At 60.8% G+C, this 23169-nt stretch carries 19 protein-coding genes; 12 read left to right on the top strand and 7 right to left on the bottom strand.

All coding sequences use genetic code 11. From position 1 onward, the window contains the following. The first annotated feature begins 14 nt into the window (after positions 1–14). Both uvrD and GSF27_RS10545 read left to right on the top strand, forming a co-directional pair. Positions 15–2180, top strand: a complete 2166-nt coding sequence (uvrD, locus tag GSF27_RS10540; RefSeq protein WP_160968685.1) for a DNA helicase II — start codon at positions 15–17, stop codon at positions 2178–2180. Positions 2181–2341: 161 nt separating this feature from the next. Continuing rightward, on the top strand, positions 2342–3478 hold the full coding sequence (locus tag GSF27_RS10545; protein ID WP_160968687.1) for a TRAP transporter substrate-binding protein: 1137 nt from the start codon (positions 2342–2344) through the stop codon (positions 3476–3478). 82 nt (positions 3479–3560) lie between these two features. Here GSF27_RS10545 and GSF27_RS10550 read toward each other — a convergent pair whose 3' ends face one another. The 3 genes from GSF27_RS10550 to GSF27_RS10560 are packed head-to-tail and all read right to left on the bottom strand — an operon-like array spanning position 3561 to position 5914. After that, the gene (locus GSF27_RS10550) at positions 3561–3971 is read right to left on the bottom strand and encodes an acyl-CoA thioesterase (RefSeq protein WP_160968689.1); all 411 of its coding nucleotides are present in this window, start codon (positions 3969–3971) and stop codon (positions 3561–3563) included. A 25-nt stretch (positions 3972–3996) separates the two neighbouring features. Continuing rightward, a complete protein-coding gene (locus GSF27_RS10555; RefSeq protein WP_160968691.1) occupies positions 3997–5370 on the bottom strand; it encodes a TRAP transporter large permease subunit in 1374 nt (457 codons plus the stop codon). After that, the gene (locus GSF27_RS10560; RefSeq protein WP_160968693.1) at positions 5363–5914 is read right to left on the bottom strand and encodes a TRAP transporter small permease subunit; all 552 of its coding nucleotides are present in this window, start codon (positions 5912–5914) and stop codon (positions 5363–5365) included. The genes GSF27_RS10555 and GSF27_RS10560 overlap by 8 nt, the downstream gene beginning before the upstream one ends. Before the next feature lie 243 nt (positions 5915–6157). On the opposite strand from GSF27_RS10560, the gene GSF27_RS10565 reads away from it, so the two are divergent. The 5 genes from GSF27_RS10565 (at position 6158) to phoU (ending at position 11884) form a co-directional block, all read left to right on the top strand. Further along, positions 6158–7198 carry a PstS family phosphate ABC transporter substrate-binding protein gene (locus GSF27_RS10565; protein ID WP_370462592.1) on the top strand — a complete coding sequence of 347 codons (1041 nt, stop codon included), beginning with the start codon at positions 6158–6160 and terminating at the stop codon, positions 7196–7198. 281 nt (positions 7199–7479) lie between these two features. Next, positions 7480–8889: a phosphate ABC transporter permease subunit PstC gene (pstC, locus tag GSF27_RS10570; RefSeq protein WP_160968695.1), complete on the top strand. Its 1410-nt coding sequence runs from the start codon at positions 7480–7482 to the stop codon at positions 8887–8889. Then, positions 8882–10198 carry a phosphate ABC transporter permease PstA gene (gene pstA / locus GSF27_RS10575; RefSeq protein ID WP_237457477.1) on the top strand — a complete coding sequence of 439 codons (1317 nt, stop codon included), beginning with the start codon at positions 8882–8884 and terminating at the stop codon, positions 10196–10198. The genes pstC and pstA overlap by 8 nt, the downstream gene beginning before the upstream one ends. A gap of 147 nt (positions 10199–10345) precedes the next feature. Beyond that, a complete protein-coding gene (gene pstB / locus GSF27_RS10580; RefSeq protein WP_304627209.1) occupies positions 10346–11092 on the top strand; it encodes a phosphate ABC transporter ATP-binding protein PstB in 747 nt (248 codons plus the stop codon). Between the two features lie 69 nt (positions 11093–11161). After that, positions 11162–11884, top strand: a complete 723-nt coding sequence (phoU, locus tag GSF27_RS10585) for a phosphate signaling complex protein PhoU (RefSeq protein WP_160968699.1) — start codon at positions 11162–11164, stop codon at positions 11882–11884. A gap of 107 nt (positions 11885–11991) precedes the next feature. Here the strand turns inward: phoU and GSF27_RS10590 are convergent, their stop codons facing one another. Beyond that, the gene (locus GSF27_RS10590) at positions 11992–13269 is read right to left on the bottom strand and encodes a M48 family metalloprotease (protein ID WP_160968701.1); all 1278 of its coding nucleotides are present in this window, start codon (positions 13267–13269) and stop codon (positions 11992–11994) included. A 69-nt stretch (positions 13270–13338) separates the two neighbouring features. On the opposite strand from GSF27_RS10590, the gene GSF27_RS10595 reads away from it, so the two are divergent. From GSF27_RS10595 to GSF27_RS10605, 3 genes are read left to right on the top strand one after another with little or no spacing between them, the layout of a single operon-like run. Then, on the top strand, positions 13339–13818 hold the full coding sequence (locus GSF27_RS10595) for a DUF4265 domain-containing protein (RefSeq protein WP_160968703.1): 480 nt from the start codon (positions 13339–13341) through the stop codon (positions 13816–13818). A 46-nt stretch (positions 13819–13864) separates the two neighbouring features. Next, the gene (yaaA, locus tag GSF27_RS10600) at positions 13865–14644 is read left to right on the top strand and encodes a peroxide stress protein YaaA (RefSeq protein WP_160968705.1); all 780 of its coding nucleotides are present in this window, start codon (positions 13865–13867) and stop codon (positions 14642–14644) included. A gap of 28 nt (positions 14645–14672) precedes the next feature. Continuing rightward, positions 14673–15269: a DUF938 domain-containing protein gene (locus GSF27_RS10605; RefSeq protein WP_160968707.1), complete on the top strand. Its 597-nt coding sequence runs from the start codon at positions 14673–14675 to the stop codon at positions 15267–15269. Positions 15270–16028: 759 nt separating this feature from the next. Here the strand turns inward: GSF27_RS10605 and GSF27_RS10610 are convergent. Together GSF27_RS10610 and GSF27_RS10615 are read right to left on the bottom strand one after the other, a co-directional pair. Further along, positions 16029–17183, bottom strand: a complete 1155-nt coding sequence (locus GSF27_RS10610; protein ID WP_160968709.1) for a GNAT family N-acetyltransferase — start codon at positions 17181–17183, stop codon at positions 16029–16031. Further along, complete coding sequence (locus GSF27_RS10615; RefSeq protein WP_160968711.1) at positions 17173–18114, bottom strand: NAD-dependent epimerase/dehydratase family protein; 942 nt, start codon at positions 18112–18114, stop codon at positions 17173–17175. The genes GSF27_RS10610 and GSF27_RS10615 overlap by 11 nt, the downstream gene beginning before the upstream one ends. A gap of 172 nt (positions 18115–18286) precedes the next feature. Between GSF27_RS10615 and GSF27_RS10620 the strand changes: the two genes are divergently transcribed. Together GSF27_RS10620 and recG are read left to right on the top strand one after the other, a co-directional pair. Further along, a complete protein-coding gene (locus tag GSF27_RS10620) occupies positions 18287–19198 on the top strand; it encodes a hydrogen peroxide-inducible genes activator (protein ID WP_160968713.1) in 912 nt (303 codons plus the stop codon). Positions 19199–19216: 18 nt separating this feature from the next. Continuing rightward, a complete protein-coding gene (gene recG / locus GSF27_RS10625; RefSeq protein WP_160968715.1) occupies positions 19217–21319 on the top strand; it encodes an ATP-dependent DNA helicase RecG in 2103 nt (700 codons plus the stop codon). Here recG and GSF27_RS10630 read toward each other — a convergent pair. Then, the gene (locus tag GSF27_RS10630; RefSeq protein WP_160968717.1) at positions 21304–22587 is read right to left on the bottom strand and encodes a dicarboxylate/amino acid:cation symporter; all 1284 of its coding nucleotides are present in this window, start codon (positions 22585–22587) and stop codon (positions 21304–21306) included. The two genes, recG and GSF27_RS10630, sit on opposite strands and share 16 nt — an antisense overlap. Between the last annotated feature and the right edge of the window lie 582 nt (positions 22588–23169).

Consider the following 23169-nt stretch of genomic DNA (forward strand, 5'->3'; position numbering starts at 1 on the left):
GGTAGAATTCCGCGATGGACGTATCCCCTATTCTCAATAATCTCAACGACGCACAGCGCGAAGCGGTGACAGCACCGGCCAGCAACCAGCTGATTCTGGCGGGCGCCGGCAGTGGCAAGACCCGTGTGCTGGTGCACCGTATCGCCTGGCTGATCCAGGTGGAGCAGGTATCCCCCTACTCCATCCTGTCGGTCACCTTTACCAACAAGGCGGCCCGGGAGATGCGCGGCCGCATCGAAGAGCTGCTGGGCCTCAACCCCCGAGGTATGTGGGTGGGTACCTTTCACGGTATTGCCCACCGCCTGCTCAAGGCCCACTGGCAGGAGGCGGGACTGCCGCAGAATTTTCAGATTCTCGACAGCGACGACCAGCTGCGGCTGATCAAGCGCGTCACCCAGCAGCTGCAGCTGGATGAGAAGCAGTGGCCGCCACGGCAGACCCAATGGTTTATCAACGCCCAGAAAGACGAAGGCCTGCGCCCGGACTATATCCAGATCACCGGTGACCCCTATATCACCACCATGGTGAAGCTCTACCGTGAGTACGAGGAGGCCTGCGCCCGCGGCGGCATGGTGGACTTCGGCGAACTGCTGCTGCGCTCCCACGAGTTGTGGCTCAATGCGCCGCAGCTGCTGGCCCACTACCAGCAGCGCTTCCCGTTTATCCTGGTGGACGAGTTCCAGGACACCAACACCATCCAGTATGCGTGGTTGCGGGTGCTGGCGGGCAACCAGTGCCGGGTGACGGCGGTGGGCGACGACGACCAGTCCATTTACGGCTGGCGCGGCGCCAAAATCGAGAATATCCAGAGTTACGAGCGCGACTTTGCCGATACCCAAACCGTGCGCCTGGAGCAGAACTACCGCTCCACCGCCAATATCCTCGACGCCGCCAACGCGGTCATCGCCAACAACCGCGGCCGGCTGGGCAAAACCCTGCGTACCGAAGGCGACAAGGGCGAACCCATCAGCCTCTACGCCGCCTTCAATGAACAGGACGAAGCCCGCTACATTGTCGAGCGTATCGAACAGTGGGTGCGCAGTGGCCGCACCCGCAACGAGTGCGCCATTCTCTACCGCTCCAACGCCCAGTCGCGGGTATTGGAAGAAGCGCTGCTGCGCGAAGGTATGCCCTACCGCATCTACGGTGGCCAGCGCTTCTACGAACGGCTGGAAATTCGCAATGCGCTGGCCTACCTGCGGCTGCTGGTAAATCGCAACGACGATGCCGCCTTCGAGCGGGTGGTGAATACCCCCACCCGTGGCATCGGTGCCAAGACCGTGGATCAGGTGCGTCTCTTCGCCCGCGAACAGGGTAGCTCCCTGTGGCAGGCGGCGCGCGCCATGGTCAGCAACCGGGCGCTGGCTGCCCGCGCAGGCTCGGCGGTGGGGGCGTTTATGGCGCTGGTGGATGAGCTGCAACAGCAGGTGCAGGGCAAGAACCTGGCGGCGCTGACCCAGCATGTGATTCACCACTCCGGACTCTACGATTTCCACAAGGCGGAAAAAGGCGAGAAAGGCCAGGCGCGCATCGAAAACCTCGATGAACTGGTCAACGCCAGTCGCGCCTTTGAAAACGATGACGACGAGCTGTCAGACCTGGAAGCCTTTCTCGATACCGCCGCGCTGGATGCCGGCGATGCCCAGGCCGACGAGTTCGACGATGCGGTGCAGCTGATGACCCTGCACTCCGCCAAGGGGCTGGAGTTCCCGCTGGTGTTTCTCGCCGGTGCCGAAGAGAACCTCTTCCCCCACCGTATGTCCGCAGAAGACCCGTCACGTCTGGAGGAGGAGCGGCGGCTCTGTTACGTGGGTATCACCCGCGCCATGGAGAAACTGGTGATCAGCTACGCCGAGAGCCGGCGCCTGCACGGCCAGGAGAACTTCAACAGCGTGTCGCGCTTTATCAAGGAGATACCGGCGGGGTTAATTGAAGAAGTGCGGATGAAGAACACCATCAGCCGTCCATTGAGCTTTTCCCGCCCGGTGACACCGCTGCGACCCCAGGAAGATGAGGAGAGTGGCTTCTACCTCGGTCAGGCGGTACGTCACCCCATGTTTGGTGAAGGGGTGATCCTGCATTTTGAAGGCGATGGTGCCAGTATGCGGGTGCAGGTGAACTTTGCTGAAGAGGGCATCAAGTGGCTGGTGTTGAAGTTCGCCAAGCTGGAGGCGGTGTAGGACACCATTAAAGGCTCGCCCTGTGGCCCAGACCAGCCTCTCTTCCAGCTGCGCTGGAATTCACCTTCTCCCCCGGGCGATCTGTTTGACGTTGCATCACAACCGCGCACATGACACACATTGATTGACCATAACAACACAATAAAAAGGATTGGTTTCGCATGAACAACAAGGGGGTTGGCCGCTGGCAACCGGCGGTAATCCTGGGGCTGGTGGCCCTGGTGGTGGTGCTGTTCTGGGCCCTGGTGGCGCAGAAGATGGCTACCGGCAAATCGGGTGGGGCCGTGATGGCCGCCAGGGGGGAGCAACAGACCTACCACTGGAAGATGGTCACCACCTGGCCGAAGAATTTTCCCGGACTTGGTTCAGCGGCCACTAACTTTGCGCGGCTGATGAACGAGATGAGCGATGGTCGCCTCACGGTCAGTGTCTACGGCGCCGGTGAGCTGGTGCCGGCACTGGGGGTGTTTGATGCGGTCTCCTCCGGCAGTGTGGAGGCAGGTCATGGCGCTGCCTATTACTGGAAAGGTAAAAACAGCGCGACCCAGTTTTTTACTGCCATTCCCTTCGGTATGAACGCCCAGGAGATGAACGGCTGGCTCTACTACGGGGGCGGCATGGAGTTGTGGCGGGAGATCTACGCCCCCTTCAATATCATTCCCTTTGCCGGCGGCAACACCGGTATCCAGATGGCGGGTTGGTTCAACAAACCGATCAACACCATGGATGATATCAAGGGCCTGAAAATGCGCATTCCCGGTCTTGGTGGCGAAGTGTGGAATCGCGCCGGTGGCACCTCGGTCAATATTCCCGGTGGTGAGCTCTACACCGCGCTGCAAACCGGGGTGATTGATGCCACCGAGTGGGTGGGTCCCTACAACGACCTGGCGTTTGGCTTTTATCAGGTGGCGAAGTACTACTACTACCCCGGCTGGCATGAAACCGGCTCCACGCTGGAGCTGATTGTTAACAAGGACGCCTACGAGGCCCTGCCCGCTGACCTGCAGGCGATGGTGGATACCGCGGCGCGCATGGCCAACCAGGATATGCTGGATGAGTTTACCGGCCGCAACAACCGCGCGCTGGAGGAGCTGGTAAACAAGCACCATGTGGACTTGCGACCCATTCCAGAGCCGGTACTGAGGGAGCTGGAGCAGATCGCCCACCAGATCTACGCCGAGGAGTCCGCCAAAAACCCGGATTTCAAACGTGTCTATGATGCCTATATGGAGTTCTACAACGGCATAAAGAACTACCACCGGGTTTCGGAGCAGGCCTACTATGAGCTGCGGGACTGAGCTGCGGGATTGAGCGCCGCGGCAAGCCATAAAAAAGGGCTGCATCTGCAGCCCTTTTTTATGGTGTCGTGGCAGCGTCTGTTCAGCTGCTGATCGAGCGCGTGCGACCGTTATCATCAATGGCGACATAGACAAAGGTACCTTCGGTGACCTTGTAACGCTCATTGGTTTCCGGCTGGTACTGCCACACATCCACCAGAATGCGGATGGAGGAGCGGCCGATGGAGAGCACGTCGGCGTAGCAGCTGATGGTGGCGCCAACCGGCACGGGGCGCAGGAACGCCATGCTGCCAACGGCAACGGTGGTGACGCGGCCGCGGGCGATGGCGGAGGCGCGCACGGAGCCGGCCAGGTCCATTTGCGACATCAGCCAGCCGCCGAAAATGTCACCATTTGGATTGGTATCCTTGGGCATGGCCAGGGCTTGCAGGGTCAGCTCACCGGAGGGTTCCGGCTCGTCATCCAGATCGTTGTACTCTTCTTCTTCAATCATTGAATTGCTCAAACCTCGTACACGTTTAACGCATCAGCCCCGGCAGCGCGGTTATCAGCTGCGGCCACAGGGCCAGCGTCAGCATCAGCGCCAATTGGAGCACAATAAAAGGCACGACGCCACGGTAAATCTCGGCGGTAGCCACTTCCGGCGGGGCCACGCCACGCAGGTAAAACAGGGCGAAACCGAAGGGCGGCGTCAGGAAAGATGTCTGCAAATTGATAGCAATCATTATGCCCAGCCAGATGGGATCAAGACCCATGGCCAGCAGTACCGGTCCCACAATGGGCACCACCACAAAGGTGATCTCGATAAAGTCGAGAATAAAGCCCAGCAGGAAGATCACCAGCATCACAATCAGGGTCGCCGACACCACGCCGCCGGGCAGGTTCTCGAAGAAGTGGGTGATCATCTCCTCGCCGCCAAAGCCGCGGAATACCAGCGAAAACAGTGATGCCCCCAGCAGGATAGCGAACACCATGGCGGTGACTTCGGTGGTGCTTTCGGCAATCTCACGCAGCCGCTGGCGGCTCAGCTGGCGTCGCTGCCAGGCCATCAGGGTGGCCCCCAGGGCACCAACCCCGGCAGCCTCGGTAGGGGTGGCCGCGCCACTGATGATGGAGCCCAGCACCAGCACAATCAGGATCACCGGCGCCGCCAGGGTGCGCAGTAACTGCCAGGTGCTCAATTGGTGCTCATCGGTGTCGTCCTGGCCACTGGGCGCCAGGTCGGGGCGGCGCAGGGAGACAAACAGCAGATAGGCTATATAAAGCACCACCAGCAACAGGCCGGGCACGATGGCGCCCACGAACAGGTCCCCGACGGACACCGGTTGCGGGTTGAAGATACCCATCTTCAGCTGTGCCTGCTGGTAGGCGCTGGAAAGCACATCCCCCAGCAGCACCAGGGCAATGGAGGGGGGGATAATCTGGCCCAGGGTGCCGGTGGCACAGATGGTCCCGGTGGCAATGGCCGGGCTGTAGCCACGGCGCAGCATCGCCGGCAGTGACATCAGGCCCATGGTGACCACCGTGGCGCCGACAATACCGGTACAGGCCGCCAGCAGCATGCCTACCACCACCACCGAGATACCCATGCCCGCCGGCAGCCGCCCGCACAGGCGCGCCATATTGCGCAGCAGCTCCTCCGCCACCTGTGAGCGTTCCAGCATCACACCCATCAGCACAAACAGCGGCACGGCAATCAGGGTGTAGTTGTTCATGGTGCCGAACACCCGGTCGGGGAAGGCGCGCAGCAGGTTGGCGTCAAAGTGGCCGGCGAGGATGCCCACCCCGGCGCACAACAGTGCCGTGCCTGCCAGGGTAAAGGCTACGGAATAGCCGATCATCAGGCACAGGCACACCAGCGCAAACATGACCAGGGGCAGCATATCAATCATGGCTGCTGCCCTCCCCGCTTGCCTGTGGCTCCTGCAGCAGTACCAGCAGGCCGCGCAGCACTTCACCAATGGCCTGCAGGGCCAGCAGCACCGCAGTGAGGGGGATCAGGCTTTTCAGCAGATACACCAGAGGCAGGCCGCCAGCGCTGGACGACCCCTCCCGCACCGCCCAGGCATCGGCGACGTAGTTCCAGCTGCTGAATAGAAGGAAGCCTGCCACGGGCAGCAGGAACAGCAGGCTGCCGAGGGCATTGACCCAGGCCTGCTTGGCGCGGCTGAAACGGCGGTAGAAGATATCCACCCGCACATGGCCATCCCGCTGCAGGGTACTGGCCATGGCCAGCAGGAACACCGCTGAGTGCAGATAGCCCACCGACTCCTGCAGGGCGATGGAACCCAGGGAAAATCCGTAGCGCAGTACTACAATGACACAGGTCAGCAGCATCATCAGCAGTGTCAGCAGCGCAATCCAGCGGCCGGTGAACTGGGCAAAAGCGTCGATCCATGCAAGGACCCCGCGGATACCAGAGTATTGCGGTGACATCGAAATAAGACCCCTCCGACTGGATTCTTATGGTTATTCAGCGTCGGCGCAGTATACCGGAAAGCTCCGGCGATGGCGGCAAAACCCTCACAGCCCGGGCCTGGCGGCTATACTGGCTCTTTGTAACATTAGTGTCACAATAGATTCATACAATTGTCACCCGCGCCGCCTAGCATCACCTGCGACGTATCCACCGGGCCAGAGTTACCGCCCAGGGATAGCCTTTAAAGTCAGGAGAACATTGTGAAAAAGACATTGATGATTGCTACGCTGGCGGCCACCGCCGCAAGTGCCCAGTTTGCCCACGCCGCCCGCGACTATATCAGCATCGTGGGTTCCTCTACCGTATACCCCTTCGCCACTGTTGTGGCCGAGCGTTTCGGTAAGAGCACCAACTACAAGACTCCGAAAATTGAATCCACCGGTTCCGGCGGCGGCATGAAGCTGTTCTGTTCCGGTGTGGGTGTACAGTTCCCGGATATCACCAACGCCTCCCGTCGCATCAAGTCCACCGAGTTTGCCCAGTGTCAGGAAAACGGTGTTAAGGATATCGTTGAAGTGCTGATCGGTTATGACGGTATCGTCATCGGTAACTCCGTACACGCCAAGCAGATGGAGCTGACCCGCAAGGACCTGTTCCTGGCCCTCTCCAAGCAGGTGCCAAACCCCAACGGTTCCGAGACCATGATTGACAACCCTTACAAGACCTGGAAGGACGTCAACCCTGCGCTGCCAAACACCAAAATTGAAGTTCTGGGCCCACCGCCAACTTCCGGTACCCGCGACGCTTTCCAGGAACTGGTTCTGGAAGCTGGTTGTAAAGAGTACTCCTGGATCAAGGCCATGGAGAAAACCGACAAGTCTGCCTTCAAGTCAGCGTGCCTGAGCGTGCGTGAAGATGGTGCCTACATCGAAGCCGGTGAAAACGACAACCTGATCGTGCAGAAACTGAACGCCAACAAGAACGCCCTGGGCATCTTCGGCTTCAGCTTCCTGGATCAGAACTCCGACAAGATCCAGGGCTCTATCGTGGAAGGCAAGGAACCAGAATTCGAATCCATCGCTGACGGTTCTTACCCTGTGTCTCGCCCACTCTACTTCTACGTGAAGAAAGAGCACATGAAGACCATCCCTGGTATGAAAGAGTACCTGGCTGAATTCACCAGCGAGAAAGCCTTTGGTGGCGAAGGTTACCTGTCCGAGAAGGGTATGATCCCTCTGAGCAAGAAGGAACGCGCCAAGGTAATGGCTGATGTAAAAGGCCTGAAAAACCTGCAAATGTAAGTCGGAATTGCAGACGACTCCCGGGTCTGCCCGGGGGTCACCTCAGGGAGCCCGACGACCAATCAAGTCTGCGTCTGCGCAAGGGTCTTGATGGGTCGCCGGGTTTTCGCGCTTTGAATGGTGTTGGTACAACAACACTCAAATGCAACATGACATGTGTACGATAAAACGTAACGCCGAAGTTTTCGTTAAGGGATTGCTGCCCTTACCCAAACCTTCTGCCACAGGCACCCGCCAGCTCTGGTGACGTGCTGCAGTTATTGGAATTGACCGGGAGATTTATGAGTACCTCCTCACTGTTTGTAACACTGGCTGTGCTGATCGCAGTGGCTTACGTCCTCGGACGAGGCCGCTCCATGGCGTTGGCGGATCATTCGCAACGCGGCTTCCGCAATCTCAATTCATTGCCGTTCTACTACGGCATGCTCACAGCCCTCTGGTGCGGTATTCCCAGCCTGCTGCTGGTGGCGCTGTGGCTGATGCTGGATGGTAATGCCATCGACCAGCTGCTTATTGCCCAGCTGCCCGGTGAGGTTGCCGCCCTGTCCCACGCCGAGTTGGGACTGGTGCTTAACAACATCAAGAACCTGGCTTTGGGCAATATGGTGGGTGCCAATCCCGAGCCCTACATGGTGGAAGCCGCCAGCACCCTGACGGCGTTGCAGCGCAGCAGCCAGATGGCCATGACCGTAGCGGCTATTTCGGTAGCCATGGTGCTGTCCATCATCGCCTGGTTGCGTATCAATCCGCAGCAGAAAGCGCGTCTGCAGGTGGAGACAGCGTTCAAGGTGATTCTGCTGGCCTGTGCCAGCCTGGCGATTCTCACCACCATTGGCATTGTCTTCTCGGTGATTTTTGAATCCCTGCAGTTCTTCAAGACGGTGCCGGTTAGCGATTTTCTGTTCGGCCTGCAGTGGAGCCCACAGATGGCCATTCGCGCCGATCAGGTGGGCAGCTCCGGTGCCTTTGGTGTTATTCCCCTGTTTGTTGGTACCCTGCTGATCTCGCTGATTGCCATGATTGTGGCGGTACCCGCCGGGCTGATGTCGGCCATTTACCTGTCCGAATACGCCAGCTCCCGCGTACGCTCCATGGTGAAGCCGGCACTGGAAGTACTGGCAGGAATTCCCACCGTGGTCTACGGCTTCTTTGCCGCCCTTACTGTGGCGCCCTTTGTGCGCGACAGCGGCGTCTGGGCTTTTGAGTTCCTCGGCCTGCCCATGCAGATCTCTTCCGAGAGCGCGCTGGCGGCGGGTCTGGTGATGGGTATTATGATCATTCCGTTTGTGTCGTCTCTCTCCGACGATGTGATCACTGCGGTGCCCCAGTCCATGCGCGACGGTTCTCTCGGACTTGGTGCCACGAAGTCGGAAACCATCAAGCAGGTGGTGATTCCGGCAGCCCTGCCGGGCATTGTCGGCGGTATTTTGCTGGCCGTCTCCCGCGCTATCGGTGAAACCATGATCGTGGTGATGGCGGCAGGCCTTGCCGCTAACCTCACCGCCAATCCGCTGGATACGGTCACCACCGTCACCGTACAGATTGTGACTCTGCTGGTGGGTGACCAGGAATTTGACAGCCCCAAAACCCTGTCCGCATTTGCGCTGGGTCTGGTGTTGTTTGTTGTTACTCTGGCACTGAACTATGTTGCCCTGCATGTGGTTCGCAAGTATCGGGAGCAGTATGAATAAGCCCTCAAGTCACGACACCGGAGCCAACGTGGAAAACACCATGAGCACCATCGACAAGGTGAACCGGAACCTGGCGAAACGCTATCGCAAAGAGAAGACCTTCCGCGCAATGGGTATCGCTTCCATCGCTTTTGGTCTGCTCTGCCTGGTGGTTCTGTTTACTGACATTATCGGTAAGGGGCACAGTGCGTTTTTGCAGACCTATATCAAGCTGCATGTGGATCTCTCCACCGAAATGCTCTACATCGATGACCCCAGTGATCCGCACCAGATCGCGGCAGCTGACTATCAGGGCGCATTGAAGGAAGCCCTGAAGGAGCGCTTCCCCGAGGTCACCGACCGTCGCCAGAAGCGCAACCTGTATGGCATTGTCAGCAACGGCGCCGGCTTCCAGTTGCGGCAGATGGTGGAAGAGAATCCCGCGCTGCTCAACACCCAGCTGGATGTGTGGGTGGCTGCGGATGATGACTACGACACCTACTACAAGAGTCGTGGCGAAGGTGAAGCCTATACCGGGCGTTTCAATGAAGAGCAGATCAGCTGGATCGAAGCGCTGATTGCTGACGGTGCGGTGAAGAAGCGCTTTAACACCACCTTCTTTACTGCAGGCGATTCCCGCGAACCTGAGCAAGCGGGTATTCGCGGCGCCATGATGGGCTCGCTGTTTACCCTGCTGGTGACCTTGGCACTCTCCTTCCCCATTGGGGTAGCGGCGGCAGTTTACCTGGAAGAGTACGCCCCCAAGAATCGTTTCACCGATTTTATCGAGGTGAACATCAACAACCTGGCGGCAGTACCGTCGATTATTTTTGGCCTGTTGGGCCTGGCGATCTTTATTAATTTTATGGAGATGCCACGTTCGGTGCCGCTGGTAGGTGGTTTTGTGCTGACGCTGATGACTCTTCCCACCATCATCATCTCCAGTCGCGCGGCGATTCAGGCGGTACCGCCATCCATCCGTGAAGCGGCTATGGGTATCGGTGCCTCCAAGATGCAGGTGATCCTGCACCACGTGTTGCCACTTGCCCTGCCTGGTATGCTGACCGGTACTATCATTGGTATGGCGCAGGCGCTGGGTGAAACAGCACCATTGCTGATGATCGGCATGGTGGCCTTTATCGTGGATATTCCCGGTGGCATTACCGATCCGGCTACCGCCCTGCCGGTACAGATTTTCCTCTGGGCGGACAGCCCGGAGCGCGCCTTTGTAGAGCGCACCTCAGCAGCCATTATGGTGCTGCTGGGCTTCCTGATCCTGATGAATACCCTGGCTGTCTGGCTGCGCAAGCGGCTGGAGCGTCGCTGGTAAACCAATACGAGAGGTAGGCAAGTGACTGAACTCAATGCTGTGGCACAAGCAACCATTGCCCAAGCCGTGGAAACCCCGGCAGCGGCCGCTGCCAGCAGCGCCAGCTACGAGACGGTAGGTCAACCGTTTCTCGACAGCGGTGCCAAGATGTCCATGCGTGACGTTGATGTCTTCTATGGCGACAAGCAGGCGATTTTCAATGTTGGCCTCGATATCGGCCAGAACGAAGTACTGGCCATGATCGGTCCTTCCGGTTGCGGTAAGTCCACCTTCCTGCGCTGTCTCAACCGCATGAACGACACCATCGATATCTGTCGCGTCACCGGTCAGCTGCAACTGGAAGGCCAGAACATCTACGATCCCAAGCTGGATGTGGTGCCACTGCGCGCCCGCGTCGGTATGGTGTTCCAGAAGCCCAACCCGTTTCCCAAGTCCATCTACGACAACGTCGCCTACGGCCCGCGCATTCACGGCTTGGTGAGTCGTCGTGCCGAGCTGGATGAAGTGGTGGAGACCAGCCTGCGCAAGGCCAGTCTGTGGGAAGAAGTAAAAGACCGCCTGCACGCACCCGGTACCGGCCTCTCCGGTGGTCAGCAGCAGCGTCTCTGTATTGCCCGCACCATTGCCGTGAGCCCGGAAGTGATCCTGATGGACGAACCCTGTTCGGCACTGGACCCGATTGCCACCGCCAAAATCGAAGAGTTGATTGCAGAGCTGAGCGAAAACTTTACCATTGCCATTGTTACCCACTCCATGCAGCAGGCAGCGCGCGTCTCCCACCGCACCGCCTACTTCCACCTGGGTAAACTGATTGAGGTGAACGATACGGAGAAGGTCTTTACCAATCCCGATCACGAGCTCACAGAAGCCTACATTACCGGTCGTTTCGGTTAACAGGCTGTACGGCAAACAATAATTTCTGCGGTAGCGTCCCGAATCGGCGCTGTCACAACGGAGAACGCAATGGACAAGTTACATCTCGATCAACACATCTCCCAGCAGTTCAACGCCGACCTCGAGGAGCTGCGCACCCAGGTGCTGGAACTGGGCGGTATTGTCGAGCAGCAGACGGTGGATGCTCTCACTGCGGTGATCAACGCCGATGGCGAGCTGGCGGAAAAGGTACTGGCCACAGAAGAGGAAGTAGACCTGCGCGAGCTGCGCCTCGATGAAGCCTGCACCCAGGTGCTGGCCCGTCGCCAGCCGGCGGCCTCTGACCTGCGCATGGTGCTGGCAGTGGCACGCATTACCCGCGATCTGGAGCGCATGGGCGACGAGGCCGACAAGGTCGCCAAGATGGCCATCTACCTGGTGGAGGATGGCGCGGCACCCCGGGGTTATGTGGAGTTGCGCAACATCGGCAATATTGTGCACCAGATGGTGATTACCGCTCTCGATGCGTTTGCCCGTTTTGACGTCGATCTGGCGGTAAAAGTAGCGCACGAAGATTCCAAGGTGGACCAGGAATACAAAACCGCCATGCGCGAGCTGGCCACGTACATGATGGAAGACCCGCGCTCCATTTCACGGGTGATGAACATCATCTGGGCGCTGCGTTCACTGGAGCGTATCGGCGACCACGCCCGCAACATCGCCGAGCACGTGATCTTCCTGGTTCGTGGTCTGGATGTGCGTCACGCCTCGGTCAATGAGATCGAAGAGAAACTGCGCGGTCCGAAGAAGTAATTCCCTGCCGCCGCTGATTCTGCAACAGGGCACAGTAAAACGTAAAAAGGCAGCGACGGTGACGTCGCTGCCTTTTTTGTGGCTGTCGCGGGCGCCGCATGACCCTGTTACTGCGCTTGTGTCTGCAACTGCTGCAGATAGGCATTGGACTTCTCCCCCAGCTCACCACCGGCCTGCGCCGCCAGCTGGAACCACTTCACGGCATTATCCCGCTCCCCCTGCGCCAGGTTGATCTCACCGAGATGGAAAACGGCGATCTGGGTGGGCAGCTGCTCCACGCTCTGCTCCAGTGCCTGCTCGGCAACGTCGTATTTCTTCAGCGCCTTGGCGGCCAGACCCTTGCCCAGCAGGGGCAGTACATATTCCGGATAGAGGCTGTTGGCCTTGCTGAAATCCTGCAGGGCGCCCTGAAACTGCTGCTGGCGCAGCTGCAACTCACCGCGGGTGGTGTAGAACAGGGGCTCTTTGGGCTGTTTACTGATGGCAGTATCTACCAGTGATTTGGCCTCGGCCCACTGCTGGTTGGCGGCGGCCTGCTGGGCCTTGATGTGTGCCTGGTAGGCCGGGGTATCGCGGCGCAGCTGTTGGGTGGCGCGTTCAAAGGCAGCCTTGTTGCGGGTACCGGCTGGCAGGGTGGCGGCCATCTTGCGGTTGGCATCAACGCGCTGCTGTGACGGCGGGTGGCTGGCGAACAGGTCGTTGAGCCAGTTGCTCTGCTGGCCCTGGGAGAGTTTCACAAAGGTCTGCTGCAGTTCTACTGCCGCCTGGGGTGCGTAGCCGGCGCGGGCCATATAGGTCATGCCGTAGTGGTCCGCTTCCAGCTCCTGGCTGCGGCCGTAGTGGGCCTGGTACATGGCGCTGCCCATCTGCGCTCCGGTACTCACCAGTTGCCCGTACTCGGTGCCCGAGGCGGCCACACCAGCTACCTGCGCGCCGATGCCCAGCAGCGTGCTGCGGGTCATCTGCTGGGCGCTGTGGCCGGCAGCGGCGTGTACGATCTCGTGTCCCAGTACCGCTGCCAGCTGCGCTTCATCCTGCAGTTGCAGCAGCAGGCCACGGTTGATGGCGATCTTGCCACCGGGCAGGGCCCAGGCGTTGGGCACATCGTTGTTCAGCACCACAAACTCGTAGGGCAGCGTGCCGCGGTCGCTGACCCGGGCCAGCTTGCGTCCCACCTCGCTGACATAGACGCCGAGATCCGGATCCACCGTGTAGACACCACCCTGTGACTGTTGTGCCGGTCCGTACTGCTGGCGGCCTACAGCCAGCTCCTGATCCGCCGACATCAGCGAAAACTCACTGGCGCCGGTGACGGGGTTAACACTGCAGCCATGCAGAACTGCCAGCACGGCACACAGGCCGAGGCTGCGTAACATTGGACCCATAGCGATCTCCTTCCCGGGTTCATTCACGTATAATGTCCGGCATTATAGAAACTGAGAGTGATCAGAACCATGAGTAGTGCCCTGCAGGTGATCGAACTTTTTGCCGGAACAGGCCCCGACGGCAGTCCGGTGGTGGAGCGCCTGCCGGTGAAAGTGCTGGAAGATGACAGCTGCCAGTTGGTGAAATCACCGGCGTTTGTGCAGGGTCTGGCCAGTGGTGACGTGATCCGCCTGCAGCCCGGCAGCCAGCACTTCGAGCTGCTCAAGCGCAGCGGCAATCTGGCGATCCGTGTCTACTGCCGCGATGACAGTAGCGAACTGGTGGATGAACTATCCCCCGTGCTGGAGAAGCTCGGCGGCGAGCTGGATATCGAGACCCCGCGCATGCTGGTCTACACCATTCACGTCAGCTGCGGTTTCCAGCAGATCGAAAATTTACTCAACGGCGTGGCCAGTGAGGATGTGATGTGGACCTATGGCAATGTCTACGATCCCGCTGACGGCGAGACCCCACTCAACTGGTGGCAGGAGATACTGCGACCGGAATAATTCCACCGCGCGCCCGCTGCACCGGTGCGCAGGACAGAGGACAACTATGCTACTGGTAATTTCCCCGGCCAAGAATCTGGATTACGAATCACCGCTGGCCACCAAAAAACACACCCAACCGGATTTTCTGGATCAGTCGCAACTGCTGATCGACGAGCTGCGCCACCTGGCGCCGCAGGACATCTCCAAACTGATGCACATCAGCGACAAGCTGGGCGTGCTCAACTACGACCGCTTCCAGCAGTGGGCACAGCCCTTCGACGCCGGCAACGCCCGTCCTGCGGTGCTGGCCTTTAATGGCGATGTCTACAGCGGTCTCGATGCGCCGCACTTCAAGGCCGACGATTTCAACTTCGCCCAGAAGCACCTGCGTATTCTCTCCGGCCTCTACGGCCTGCTGAAACCCCTGGACCTGATGCAGCCCTACCGGCTGGAGATGGGTACCAAATTTGCCAATCAGCGCGGCGCCAACCTCTATGACTTCTGGGGCGAACGCATTACTGACGCGCTTAACGCGCAGCTGAAGAGCCTCAAGTCGGAGGTGCTGGTCAACCTGGCCTCCAACGAGTACTTCAAGTCGGTGAAGCCGAAGGCGCTGCAGGCGGAAGTGATCACGCCGGTATTCAAGGACTGGAAAGGGGATCAGTACAAGATCATCAGTTTCTACGCCAAGAAGGCCCGCGGCCTGATGTGCGCCTACGCCATCAAAAACCGCATTACCGATCCGCAGCAGCTGAAGCAGTTTGACAGCGAAGGCTATGCTTACAACGAAGCCATGTCCTCGGATAAAGAGTGGGTCTTTATCCGTCGCCAGCCGGAAGCCTGATCCGCCACGGCTCACACAGGGAACCGCCATGATTGAGAAGCCCTTCTCCCAGGCCTGCGAAAACAACAAGCAGCCCATCCTGGAGGTGCTGCAGCGTCACCTCACCGCCCCCGGCAGTGTGCTGGAGATCGGCAGTGGCACTGGCCAGCACGCGGTCTGGTTTGCCGGCAACCTGCCGCACCTGCAGTGGCAGACCAGCGACCTGGTGGAGAATCATCCGGGCATCCGCGCCTGGCTGGCGGAGTACGAGGGTGAAAACCTGGATGCCCCCATCGCCCTGGATGTGGCGGCGCGGGACTGGCCGCTGTCGGAGTTCGATGCCGTCTTCACCGCCAACACCGCCCATATCATGGCCTGGCCGGAGGTGCTGGCGATGCTGGATGGGGTGGCGCAGCTGCTGGTGCCCGGCGGTCTGCTGATTGTCTATGGTCCCTTCAACTACAACGGCCGGTTCACCAGCGAGAGTAACGCCCGCTTTAACGACTGGCTGCTGGAGCAGGCACCGCACCGTGCCATCCGCGACTTCGAAGTGGTATGTGAAGAGGCCGGTAATCGCGGCCTGCAGCTGCTGGAAGATGTGGCCATGCCGGCCAATAACCGCTGCCTGGTATTCAGTAAGCGCTGAACCGTCGTTGCGAGTGGCGTTTTTTGCCACGAAGCAATCCATGTCTGGCACGTTGGTGAGTAAGTGTCCCAGCCGTCGGCTATGTCGCGGGTATGGATTGCCGCGCTCCACTGCGTTCGCTCGCAATGACGTGATTGGAGTAGGCGAGAAGCTGTGAATCCCGCACCGTCGTTGCGAGTGGCGTTTTTTGCCACGAAGCAATCCATGTCTGGCACGTTGGTGAGTAAGTGTCCCAGCCGTCGGCTATGTCGCGGGTATGGATTGCCGCGCTCCACTGCGTTCGCTCGCAATGACGTGATTGGAGTAGGCGAGAAGCTGTGAATCCCGCACCGTCGTTGCGAGTGGCGTTTTTTGCCACGAAGCAATCCATGTCTGGCACGTTGGTGAGTAAGTGTCCCAGCCGTCGGCTATGTCGCGGGTATGGATTGCCGCGCTCCACTGCGTTCGCTCGCAATGACGTGATTGGAGTAGGCGAGAAGCTGTGAATCCCGCACCGTCGTTGCGAGTGGCGTTTTTTGCCACGAAGCAATCCATGTCTGGCACGTTGGTGAGTAAGTGTCCCAGCCGTCGGCTATGTCGCCGGTATGGATTGCCGCGCTCCACTGCGTTCGCTCGCAATGACGTGATTGGAGTAGGCGAGAAGCTGTGAATCCCGCACTCGTCGTTGCGAGTGGCGCTTTTGCCACGAAGCAACCCATGTCTGGCACGTTGGTGAGTAAGTAGCCCAACCCCGCCGGGTCTTCGATACTTTGCCGGTAGCTATTGTTTGAACGGCAGGTAACTGGCGCAATCGTCCCGATAGGCCTCCACCGCCGGCGTCTCACGGCGCAGGAAATCCTCCACTGCCTCCATAAACCGCGGGTCTGCCAGCCAGTGCTGTGACCAGGTGATGGTGGGCTCAAAACCGCGCTGGATCTTGTGCTCACCCTGGGCACCGGGATCAAACACCTGTAAGCCCCGCTCAATGGCAAACTCAATTCCCTGGTAGTAGCAGGCCTCAAAGTGCAGGCCGGAGACCTCCTCGCGACAGCCCCAGTAGCGTCCGTAGAGCCGTTGCTGGTCGAAGAAGCAGAGGGCGCTGGCGATGGTGTTACCGTCGCGCTGGCCATTCACCATCAGCAGCTGGTCCGCCAGCGATTCACCGATGGCGGCGAAGAAGTCGCGGTTGAGATAGCCACCGGAGCCACTGCGCTTGAGGTAGGTGGTGTGGTAGAAGCGGTAGAAGCGATCCCAGTGGTTGGCACTGATATCGCTGCCGGTGAGCCGCTGCAGGGTCACGCCCTGCGCCGTCACCTGGGAGCGCTCCTTGCGCACCGCCTTGCGCTTGCGGGAGTTGAAGCTCTCGAGAAACTGATCAAAGGTATCGTAGCCGCGATTCACCCAGTGAAACTGGCAGCCAATGCGGCTCTGGCTGCCCGCCTGTTGCCACAGCTCCACCTCGTTGGCGGGCAGGAACAGGCAGTGCCAGCTGCTCAGCCCCTCGCTGCGACAGTAATCGTTGAGGAAGCGGTGCAGCGCGGCGACGGTGACGGCGCGGTCGGATTCGTCCGCCAGCGCCAGGCGCGGACCGGTTGCGGGGGTAAAAGGGATGGCCGCCAGCAGTTTTGGGTAGTAGTTGAGGCCGTTGCGCTGATAGGCCTCGGCCCAGCCCCAGTCGAATACATACTCGCCGTAGGAGTGATGCTTTTCGTACAGGGGCATGGCCCCACGCAGCTCCCCTGTCGCACTTTTGACAATCAGGTGGCGCGGCACCCAGCCGCTTTTTTCGTTGGTGCAGCCACTGTCCTCCAGCGCCGCCAGAAACTCGTGGCGCAGAAACGGACTGAGGCCGCCCTCCCCGCCGGCCTGCTGCCAGAGCTGGTTCCACTGTTGGCGATCAATGCGGTGGATGGAGTCCAGCAGTTCAAAGGTCATCGTGGGTTCCCGCGGCTTGGACATAGGCCTCAATGGCCGTGCGATAGCCATCCCGGTAGCCGGGATAGCGGAAGCGGTAACCACTGGCCAGCAGGCGCTGGTTGCTGCAGCGTTTGCTGCCCCGCTCCCCTCCGGCGGTAATCCGCAGGTGGTGGGGTGGCAGGTGCAGCTCTCGGGCGATCCACTGTTTCACCTCATGCATAGGTGCCGGGTCGCTGTCGCTGGCCAGGTAGAGTGCTTCCGGCTCTCTCTGTTGCTGTGTCTGTAACTGCAACAGGTGCGCCAGCACGCCGCCGCAATCCTCGACATGAATGCGATTCCCGTATTGGGGGGGCTCGGCGGCGCTGCCTTCGCCGTCCACCACCTGTTTGATCAGGCGTTGCCGCCCGGGCCCGTAGATACCGGAAAAGCGCACACAGCAACCCCGCCAGGGGCTGCCCAGTAACAGCTGCTCCGCCTCCAGCATGCGCCGGCCGCTGAAGCCGGTGGGTTCGGTGGCAGAGAGTTCGTCCACCCACTCGCCTGCACTCTGGGCGTAAACGCTGGTGCTGGACGCAAACATCACCAGCCGTGGGCCCGCACCGTTGCTGGCACTGTCCAGGCACTGCAACAGGCTGCGTACACTGCCCACGTAGGCTTGTTCATAACCGCTGTCGCTGCGTTCGGAGGGAGTGGCGGTGATGATCACCACATCCACCCGCGGTGGCAGCACCGCTTGCAGCGCCCCGGGGTCGCAGATATCGGCACGGCGGTACTCGATAAAGTCATAGTGGGGCATGGCACGGCGGCGGACACCAATACAACGGAAGCGGTCGCCCGGCAGCTGCAGCGCCAGCTGGCGCCCCACCTCGCCACAGCCCAGCAGCAGTACCGTCTGGCGGGCGTCGTCGGGGTCGGTGGGGGGTGCTGAGAAGTTGTCTGCAGTGGTCATCGGGGCGCCTTAAATGCGGTTTTCAAAAGCTATTAGTGATTGAATTTATCAACATAATGGAATTCAATAGCCATCGTCTATAGAGAGCGGCCCTGCAGGACTCTTACGCGAAACTTTCAATACAAGAATCCGCGAAATCATAAGGCCGGCCGCCTGCACAGAGAATAAAACGATGACACTGACCGAACTCCGTTACATCGTCACCCTCGCCCAGGAGCAACATTTCGGCCGTGCCGCCGAGCGCTGTTACGTCTCCCAGCCGACACTGAGCATTGCGGTGAAAAAGCTGGAAGAGGAGCTGGGGGTGGCCCTGTTCGAGCGCTCCAAGAGCAGGGTACAGCTGACCCCCCTGGGGGAGAGCATCATCGCACAGGCCCAACAGGTGCTGGAACAGGTGTCGCGCATCAAGGAGATGGCCAACGCCGGCAAGGATCAGCTCAGCAGCCCTCTCAATGTGGGCGCCATCTTCACCATTGGCCCGTTTCTGTTTCCCCATTTTATCCCGCAGCTGCAGAAGCTGGCCCCGGATATGCCCCTCTATGTGGAGGAGGGCTATACCGCCACCCTGCGCCAGCGCCTGCGCAACGGCGAGCTGGATGCGATTATCGTCGCCCTGCCCTTTAACGAGCCGGACGTGGTCACCCAGACCCTCTACGACGAGCCCTTCCTGGTTTTAATGCCCTTTGACCACCCGCTGGCGCAGAAGCGTGAGATCTGCGGTGAGGATCTGGATCAGCACGAGGTGCTGCTGCTGGGTGACGGCCACTGCTTCCGCGACCAGATCCTGGAGGCCTTCCCGCGCCTGCAGCCCAGCCTGGAGAGCCCCCACCCCACGCGGGTGGCGGCGGAGGGCAGCTCCCTCGATACCCTGCGCCACATGGTGGCGTCGGGACTGGGCATCACCATCCTGCCCATGTCGGCGGCGGTCTCTTCCCACTATGCGCCGGAGTTGCTGGTGACACGGCCCTTTGCCGAGCCGGCGCCGCAGCGCACCGTGGCCCTGGCGTGGCGCGCCAGCTTCCCCCGCCACAAGGCCATTGACCGGCTGCGGCAGGCCATTAACCAGTGCGCCATCAGCCACTGACGGCCCCTGGCTCTGCACATGGCCCGTAAGCCCCCCCAGACCACCCAGGCCCCATCGCTTGCCCAGTTGCCGGTGACGGCGCTGAAGGGTGTGGGTGCACAACTGGCGGAGAAGCTTGCCAAAATTCAGCTGCTCACGGTGCAGGACCTGCTGTTCCACCTGCCCATGCGCTACCTGGATCGCACCCGGGTCAGCCCCATCGGCAGTCTCCAGCCCCAGAGCAATGTGGTGATTGAGGGGGAGATCCGGGGCTGCGATGTGGTCTTCGGTCGTCGCCGCAGCCTGGTGTGCAAGCTGCAGGATGGCACCGGCCTGATCACCCTGCGTTTTTACCACTTCTCTGCGGCACAGAAGCAGCGTCTGCAACCGGGGGTTAGGCTGCGCTGCTTTGGTGAGACCCGCCGCGGCGCCGCCGGGCTGGAGCTCTACCACCCGGAATACGAATACCTGGATGACGCCCGCCCGCTGTCGCTGGAGCAATCCCTGACCCCGGTCTATCACGCCACCGAGGGATTGACCCAGGCACGGCTGCGCGGTCTCACCCAGCAGGCGCTGGCATTGATGGACGATCACTCCCTGGAGGAGCTGATCCCGGACGATGCCTGGCGGCGTCAGCCCTACCCTTTATCGGAAGCGATCGCTTACTTACACCATCCGCCCAAGGACGCCCCGCTGGACCAGTTACTGGACGGTGAGCATCCCTACCAGCAGCGGCTGGCGTTCGAGGAGCTGCTGGCTCACCACCTGAGTCTGCTGCGGGTACGACAGAAGTTACAGGCGGATGGCGCCGAACCGCTGCCCACCCCGGCCAAACTGCTGCAGGCCTTCCGCCAGCAATTGGGCTTCAGTCTCACCGGTGCCCAGGAGCGGGTGGCGGCGGAGATCGCCGCCGACCTGTCACGCCCCTGCCCCATGCTGCGGCTGGTGCAGGGGGACGTGGGCTCCGGCAAGACAGTGGTGGCAGCGCTGGCGGCACTGCAGGCGGTGGGCAACGGTCGCCAGGCGGCGATTATGGCGCCGACGGAAATTCTCGCCGAGCAGCACCGCGCCAATTTCAGCCAGTGGCTCGAACCTCTTGGCATCAAAGTCGGCTGGCTCAGCGGCCGCCAGAAAGTGGCGGAGCGCCGCGAGCAGCTGGCGGCACTGGCCAGTGGCGAGGCGCAGGTGGTGATCGGCACCCACGCCCTGTTCCAGGATGAGGTGGAGTTTGCCGACCTGGGGCTGACCATCATTGATGAGCAACACCGCTTTGGTGTGCATCAGCGCCTGGCGCTGCGCAACAAGTCTGCCCACGGCCTGCGCTCCCATCAGCTGATCATGACTGCCACACCCATTCCCCGCACCCTGGCCATGAGCGCCTACGCCGATCTCGACTGTTCGGTGATCGACGAGTTGCCGCCGGGGCGCACACCGGTCACTACAGTCGCCATCGCCCAGGAGCGTCGCGGTCAGGTGATCGAGCGGGTACGTGCCGCCTGCCAGCAGGGGCGCCAGGCCTACTGGGTCTGCACCTTGATCGAGGAGTCGGAAGCGCTGGAGGCGCAGGCCGCCGAAGCGGTGGCAGAGAGTCTCTCCCAGGTGTTGCCGGAGTTGTCGGTGGGGCTGGTGCACGGGCGCCTGAAGCCGGCGGAGAAGGAGGAGCGCATGGCCGCCTTCAAGGCCGGTGCCATGGACCTGCTGGTGGCCACCACCGTGATCGAGGTGGGGGTGGATGTGCCCAACGCCAGCCTGATGATTATCGAGAACCCGGAGCGGTTGGGGCTGGCGCAGCTGCACCAGCTGCGCGGTCGCGTTGGTCGCGGTCAGGCGGAGAGCCACTGCGTACTGCTCTACGCCTCACCGCTGTCGCAGAACGGTCGCGAGCGGCTCAACGCTATGCGCGAGACCAACGACGGTTTTGCCATTGCCGAAAAAGACCTGGAGTTGCGTGGCCCCGGCGAGGTGCTGGGCACCCGCCAGACCGGCGATGTGAATTTCCGCATGGCCAACCTGCAGCGCGACGGCCACCTGCTGCCACGGGTGAAAGAGGTGGCCCTCTACCTGGCGGCTGAACACCCGCAGCGGGTGCAGCCGCTGATCCTGCGCTGGCTGGGGGAGAACGAAAACTACGCGGCGGTTTGAGCCGACTCCCTGGGCTGGTTGAAGCGCGCTTCGTCCCAGCTGTTTTCACTCTTCGCCACCAGCAGTCCCACCATGGAGTCACCGCTGACGTTGACCGCGGTGCGCATCATATCCAGCAGTCGGTCGACGCCGATAATCAGGGCGATACCCTCCACCGGCAGTCCCACCTGTTGCAGCACCATGGCCAGGGTCACCAGGCCGACGCCAGGTACACCGGCGGTGCCCACCGAGGCCAGCGTCGCTGTGAGCACGACAGTCAGGTAGCCGGCCATGCCGATATCCACCTGATAGGCCTGGGCGATAAAGGCGGTGGCCACCCCCTGCATAATGGCGGTGCCGTCCATATTGATAGTGGCCCCCAGTGGGATGGTGAAGGCGGCCACGCGGTTGTCCACGCCCAGCTTCTCCTCCGCGGTTTTCAGGGTCACCGGCAGGGTGGCGTTGCTGGATGAGGTGGAGAAGGCAAACACCATCACCGGCCGCAGGTGACGGAAAAACTGCAGGGGATTGATGCGCCCCAGCAGTTTCAGCAGCAGGCTGTAGACCCCGAAGCAGTGCAGCAGCAGCGCCAGTACCACGGTGCCGAAGTAGAGCCCCAGCTCCAGCAGCGCACCAATACCGAGTCCGGCAAACAGTTTCGCCAACAGCGCGAAGACACCCCAGGGGGCCAGCTCCATGAGGATGCCCACCATCTTCATCACCACCTTGTCCATGTCCTCAAACCAGCGCCGCACACGCTCGCCGGCTTCACCGCTGTTGGCGAGGGCGATGCCCATCAGCAGGGAGAAGACAATCACCTGCAGCATGTTGCCCTCGGCCATGGCCTGTACCGGGTTGGTGGGGAACATGTTGACCACCACCTCCTTGAGGGAAGGTGGAGCGGCGGCGGTGAAGGTGCTGTCGCTGCTGAGACCAACGCCGTCACCGGGACGGATCAGCGACCCCAGCAGCAGCGCCAGGCTGATGGCGATGGCGGTGGTGACGATGTAGAGCAGCACTGTTTTGAGGGCCATGGTGCCCATGCGCGAGTGACCGCCGAGGCTGCTGGCGCCGCACACCAGGGAGACAAACACCAGCGGTACCACCAGCAGTTTCAGCGACGCCACAAAGATACGGCCGACCGCGTCCAGCACTCCATCCACCAGCAGGTTGTTGAACCACAGCCCGGCTCCCTGAGCCAACCAGCCCAGGTTGTGCATGATATTCAGCAGTACGCCGATGACCAGTCCGGCCACCATGGCAATCAGTATTCGTCGCGTCAGACTCATGGCTTGTCCTGTGTTGCAGCCAAAAACGGGTTTCAGCCTAAATTCTGTGGGTTATTGGCAGGGAGAAAACCGCTATGGCGGGCAAGCCGGTTCAATCCTGAACAGGGCTGGTTGCAATCCACCATGGGTTTATCGGAGTTACAGAGTGCCACAGATGGATTGCTTCGTCGCGGCGCTCCTCGCAATGACGGGTTAGTGAGGGGGTAATGCTCCTTCTCGCCATGATGACTCGCCAAGGAACAAAACCCCCACCCGTCGTCGCGAGCGCAGCGCGGCGACCCATGTCCGGCACATTGCTGGTGACCTGTCGGGACCGGACCCACGGCAGATATGGGTAAATCCGGCTTGAGGTGTGCCACAGATGGATTGCTTCGTGGCTTAAGGCCCCTGCTTTTGGCGCGGCGCTCCTCGCAATGACGGGTTAGTGAGGGGGTAATGCTCCTCCTCGCCATGACGACTTGTCACGGGACAAAACCCCCACCCGTCGTCGCGAGCGCAGCGCGGCGACCCATGTCCGGCACATTACCGGCCACCTGTCGGAGTCGGGGCCACTCCCTTTTCTGATGGCAAAAAAAAAACGAA

Origin of the sequence: Pseudomaricurvus sp. HS19, assembly GCF_009857815.1 — a bacterium.
Classification (GTDB): Bacteria; Pseudomonadota; Gammaproteobacteria; order Pseudomonadales; family Cellvibrionaceae; genus Pseudomaricurvus.

Bases quoted from the DNA above. Each gene is read 5' to 3' on its own strand.
- GSF27_RS10595 (WP_160968703.1), top strand. From the start codon at position 13,339: ATGAGTAGTGCCCTGCAGGTGATCGAACTTTTTGCCGGAACAGGCCCC.
- pstA (WP_237457477.1), top strand. From the start codon at position 8,882: ATGAATAAGCCCTCAAGTCACGACACCGGAGCCAACGTGGAAAACACC.
- pstB (WP_304627209.1), top strand. From the start codon at position 10,346: ATGTCCATGCGTGACGTTGATGTCTTCTATGGCGACAAGCAGGCGATT.
- GSF27_RS10545 (WP_160968687.1), top strand. From the start codon at position 2,342: ATGAACAACAAGGGGGTTGGCCGCTGGCAACCGGCGGTAATCCTGGGG.
- GSF27_RS10560 (WP_160968693.1), bottom strand. From the start codon at position 5,914: ATGTCACCGCAATACTCTGGTATCCGCGGGGTCCTTGCATGGATCGAC.
- GSF27_RS10550 (WP_160968689.1), bottom strand. From the start codon at position 3,971: ATGATTGAAGAAGAAGAGTACAACGATCTGGATGACGAGCCGGAACCC.
- phoU (WP_160968699.1), top strand. From the start codon at position 11,162: ATGGACAAGTTACATCTCGATCAACACATCTCCCAGCAGTTCAACGCC.
- GSF27_RS10620 (WP_160968713.1), top strand. From the start codon at position 18,287: ATGACACTGACCGAACTCCGTTACATCGTCACCCTCGCCCAGGAGCAA.
- GSF27_RS10605 (WP_160968707.1), top strand. From the start codon at position 14,673: ATGATTGAGAAGCCCTTCTCCCAGGCCTGCGAAAACAACAAGCAGCCC.
- GSF27_RS10610 (WP_160968709.1), bottom strand. From the start codon at position 17,183: ATGACCTTTGAACTGCTGGACTCCATCCACCGCATTGATCGCCAACAG.
- GSF27_RS10630 (WP_160968717.1), bottom strand. From the start codon at position 22,587: ATGAGTCTGACGCGACGAATACTGATTGCCATGGTGGCCGGACTGGTC.
- GSF27_RS10615 (WP_160968711.1), bottom strand. From the start codon at position 18,114: ATGACCACTGCAGACAACTTCTCAGCACCCCCCACCGACCCCGACGAC.
- uvrD (WP_160968685.1), top strand. From the start codon at position 15: ATGGACGTATCCCCTATTCTCAATAATCTCAACGACGCACAGCGCGAA.
- GSF27_RS10555 (WP_160968691.1), bottom strand. From the start codon at position 5,370: ATGATTGATATGCTGCCCCTGGTCATGTTTGCGCTGGTGTGCCTGTGC.
- yaaA (WP_160968705.1), top strand. From the start codon at position 13,865: ATGCTACTGGTAATTTCCCCGGCCAAGAATCTGGATTACGAATCACCG.
- pstC (WP_160968695.1), top strand. From the start codon at position 7,480: ATGAGTACCTCCTCACTGTTTGTAACACTGGCTGTGCTGATCGCAGTG.
- recG (WP_160968715.1), top strand. From the start codon at position 19,217: ATGGCCCGTAAGCCCCCCCAGACCACCCAGGCCCCATCGCTTGCCCAG.
- GSF27_RS10590 (WP_160968701.1), bottom strand. From the start codon at position 13,269: ATGGGTCCAATGTTACGCAGCCTCGGCCTGTGTGCCGTGCTGGCAGTT.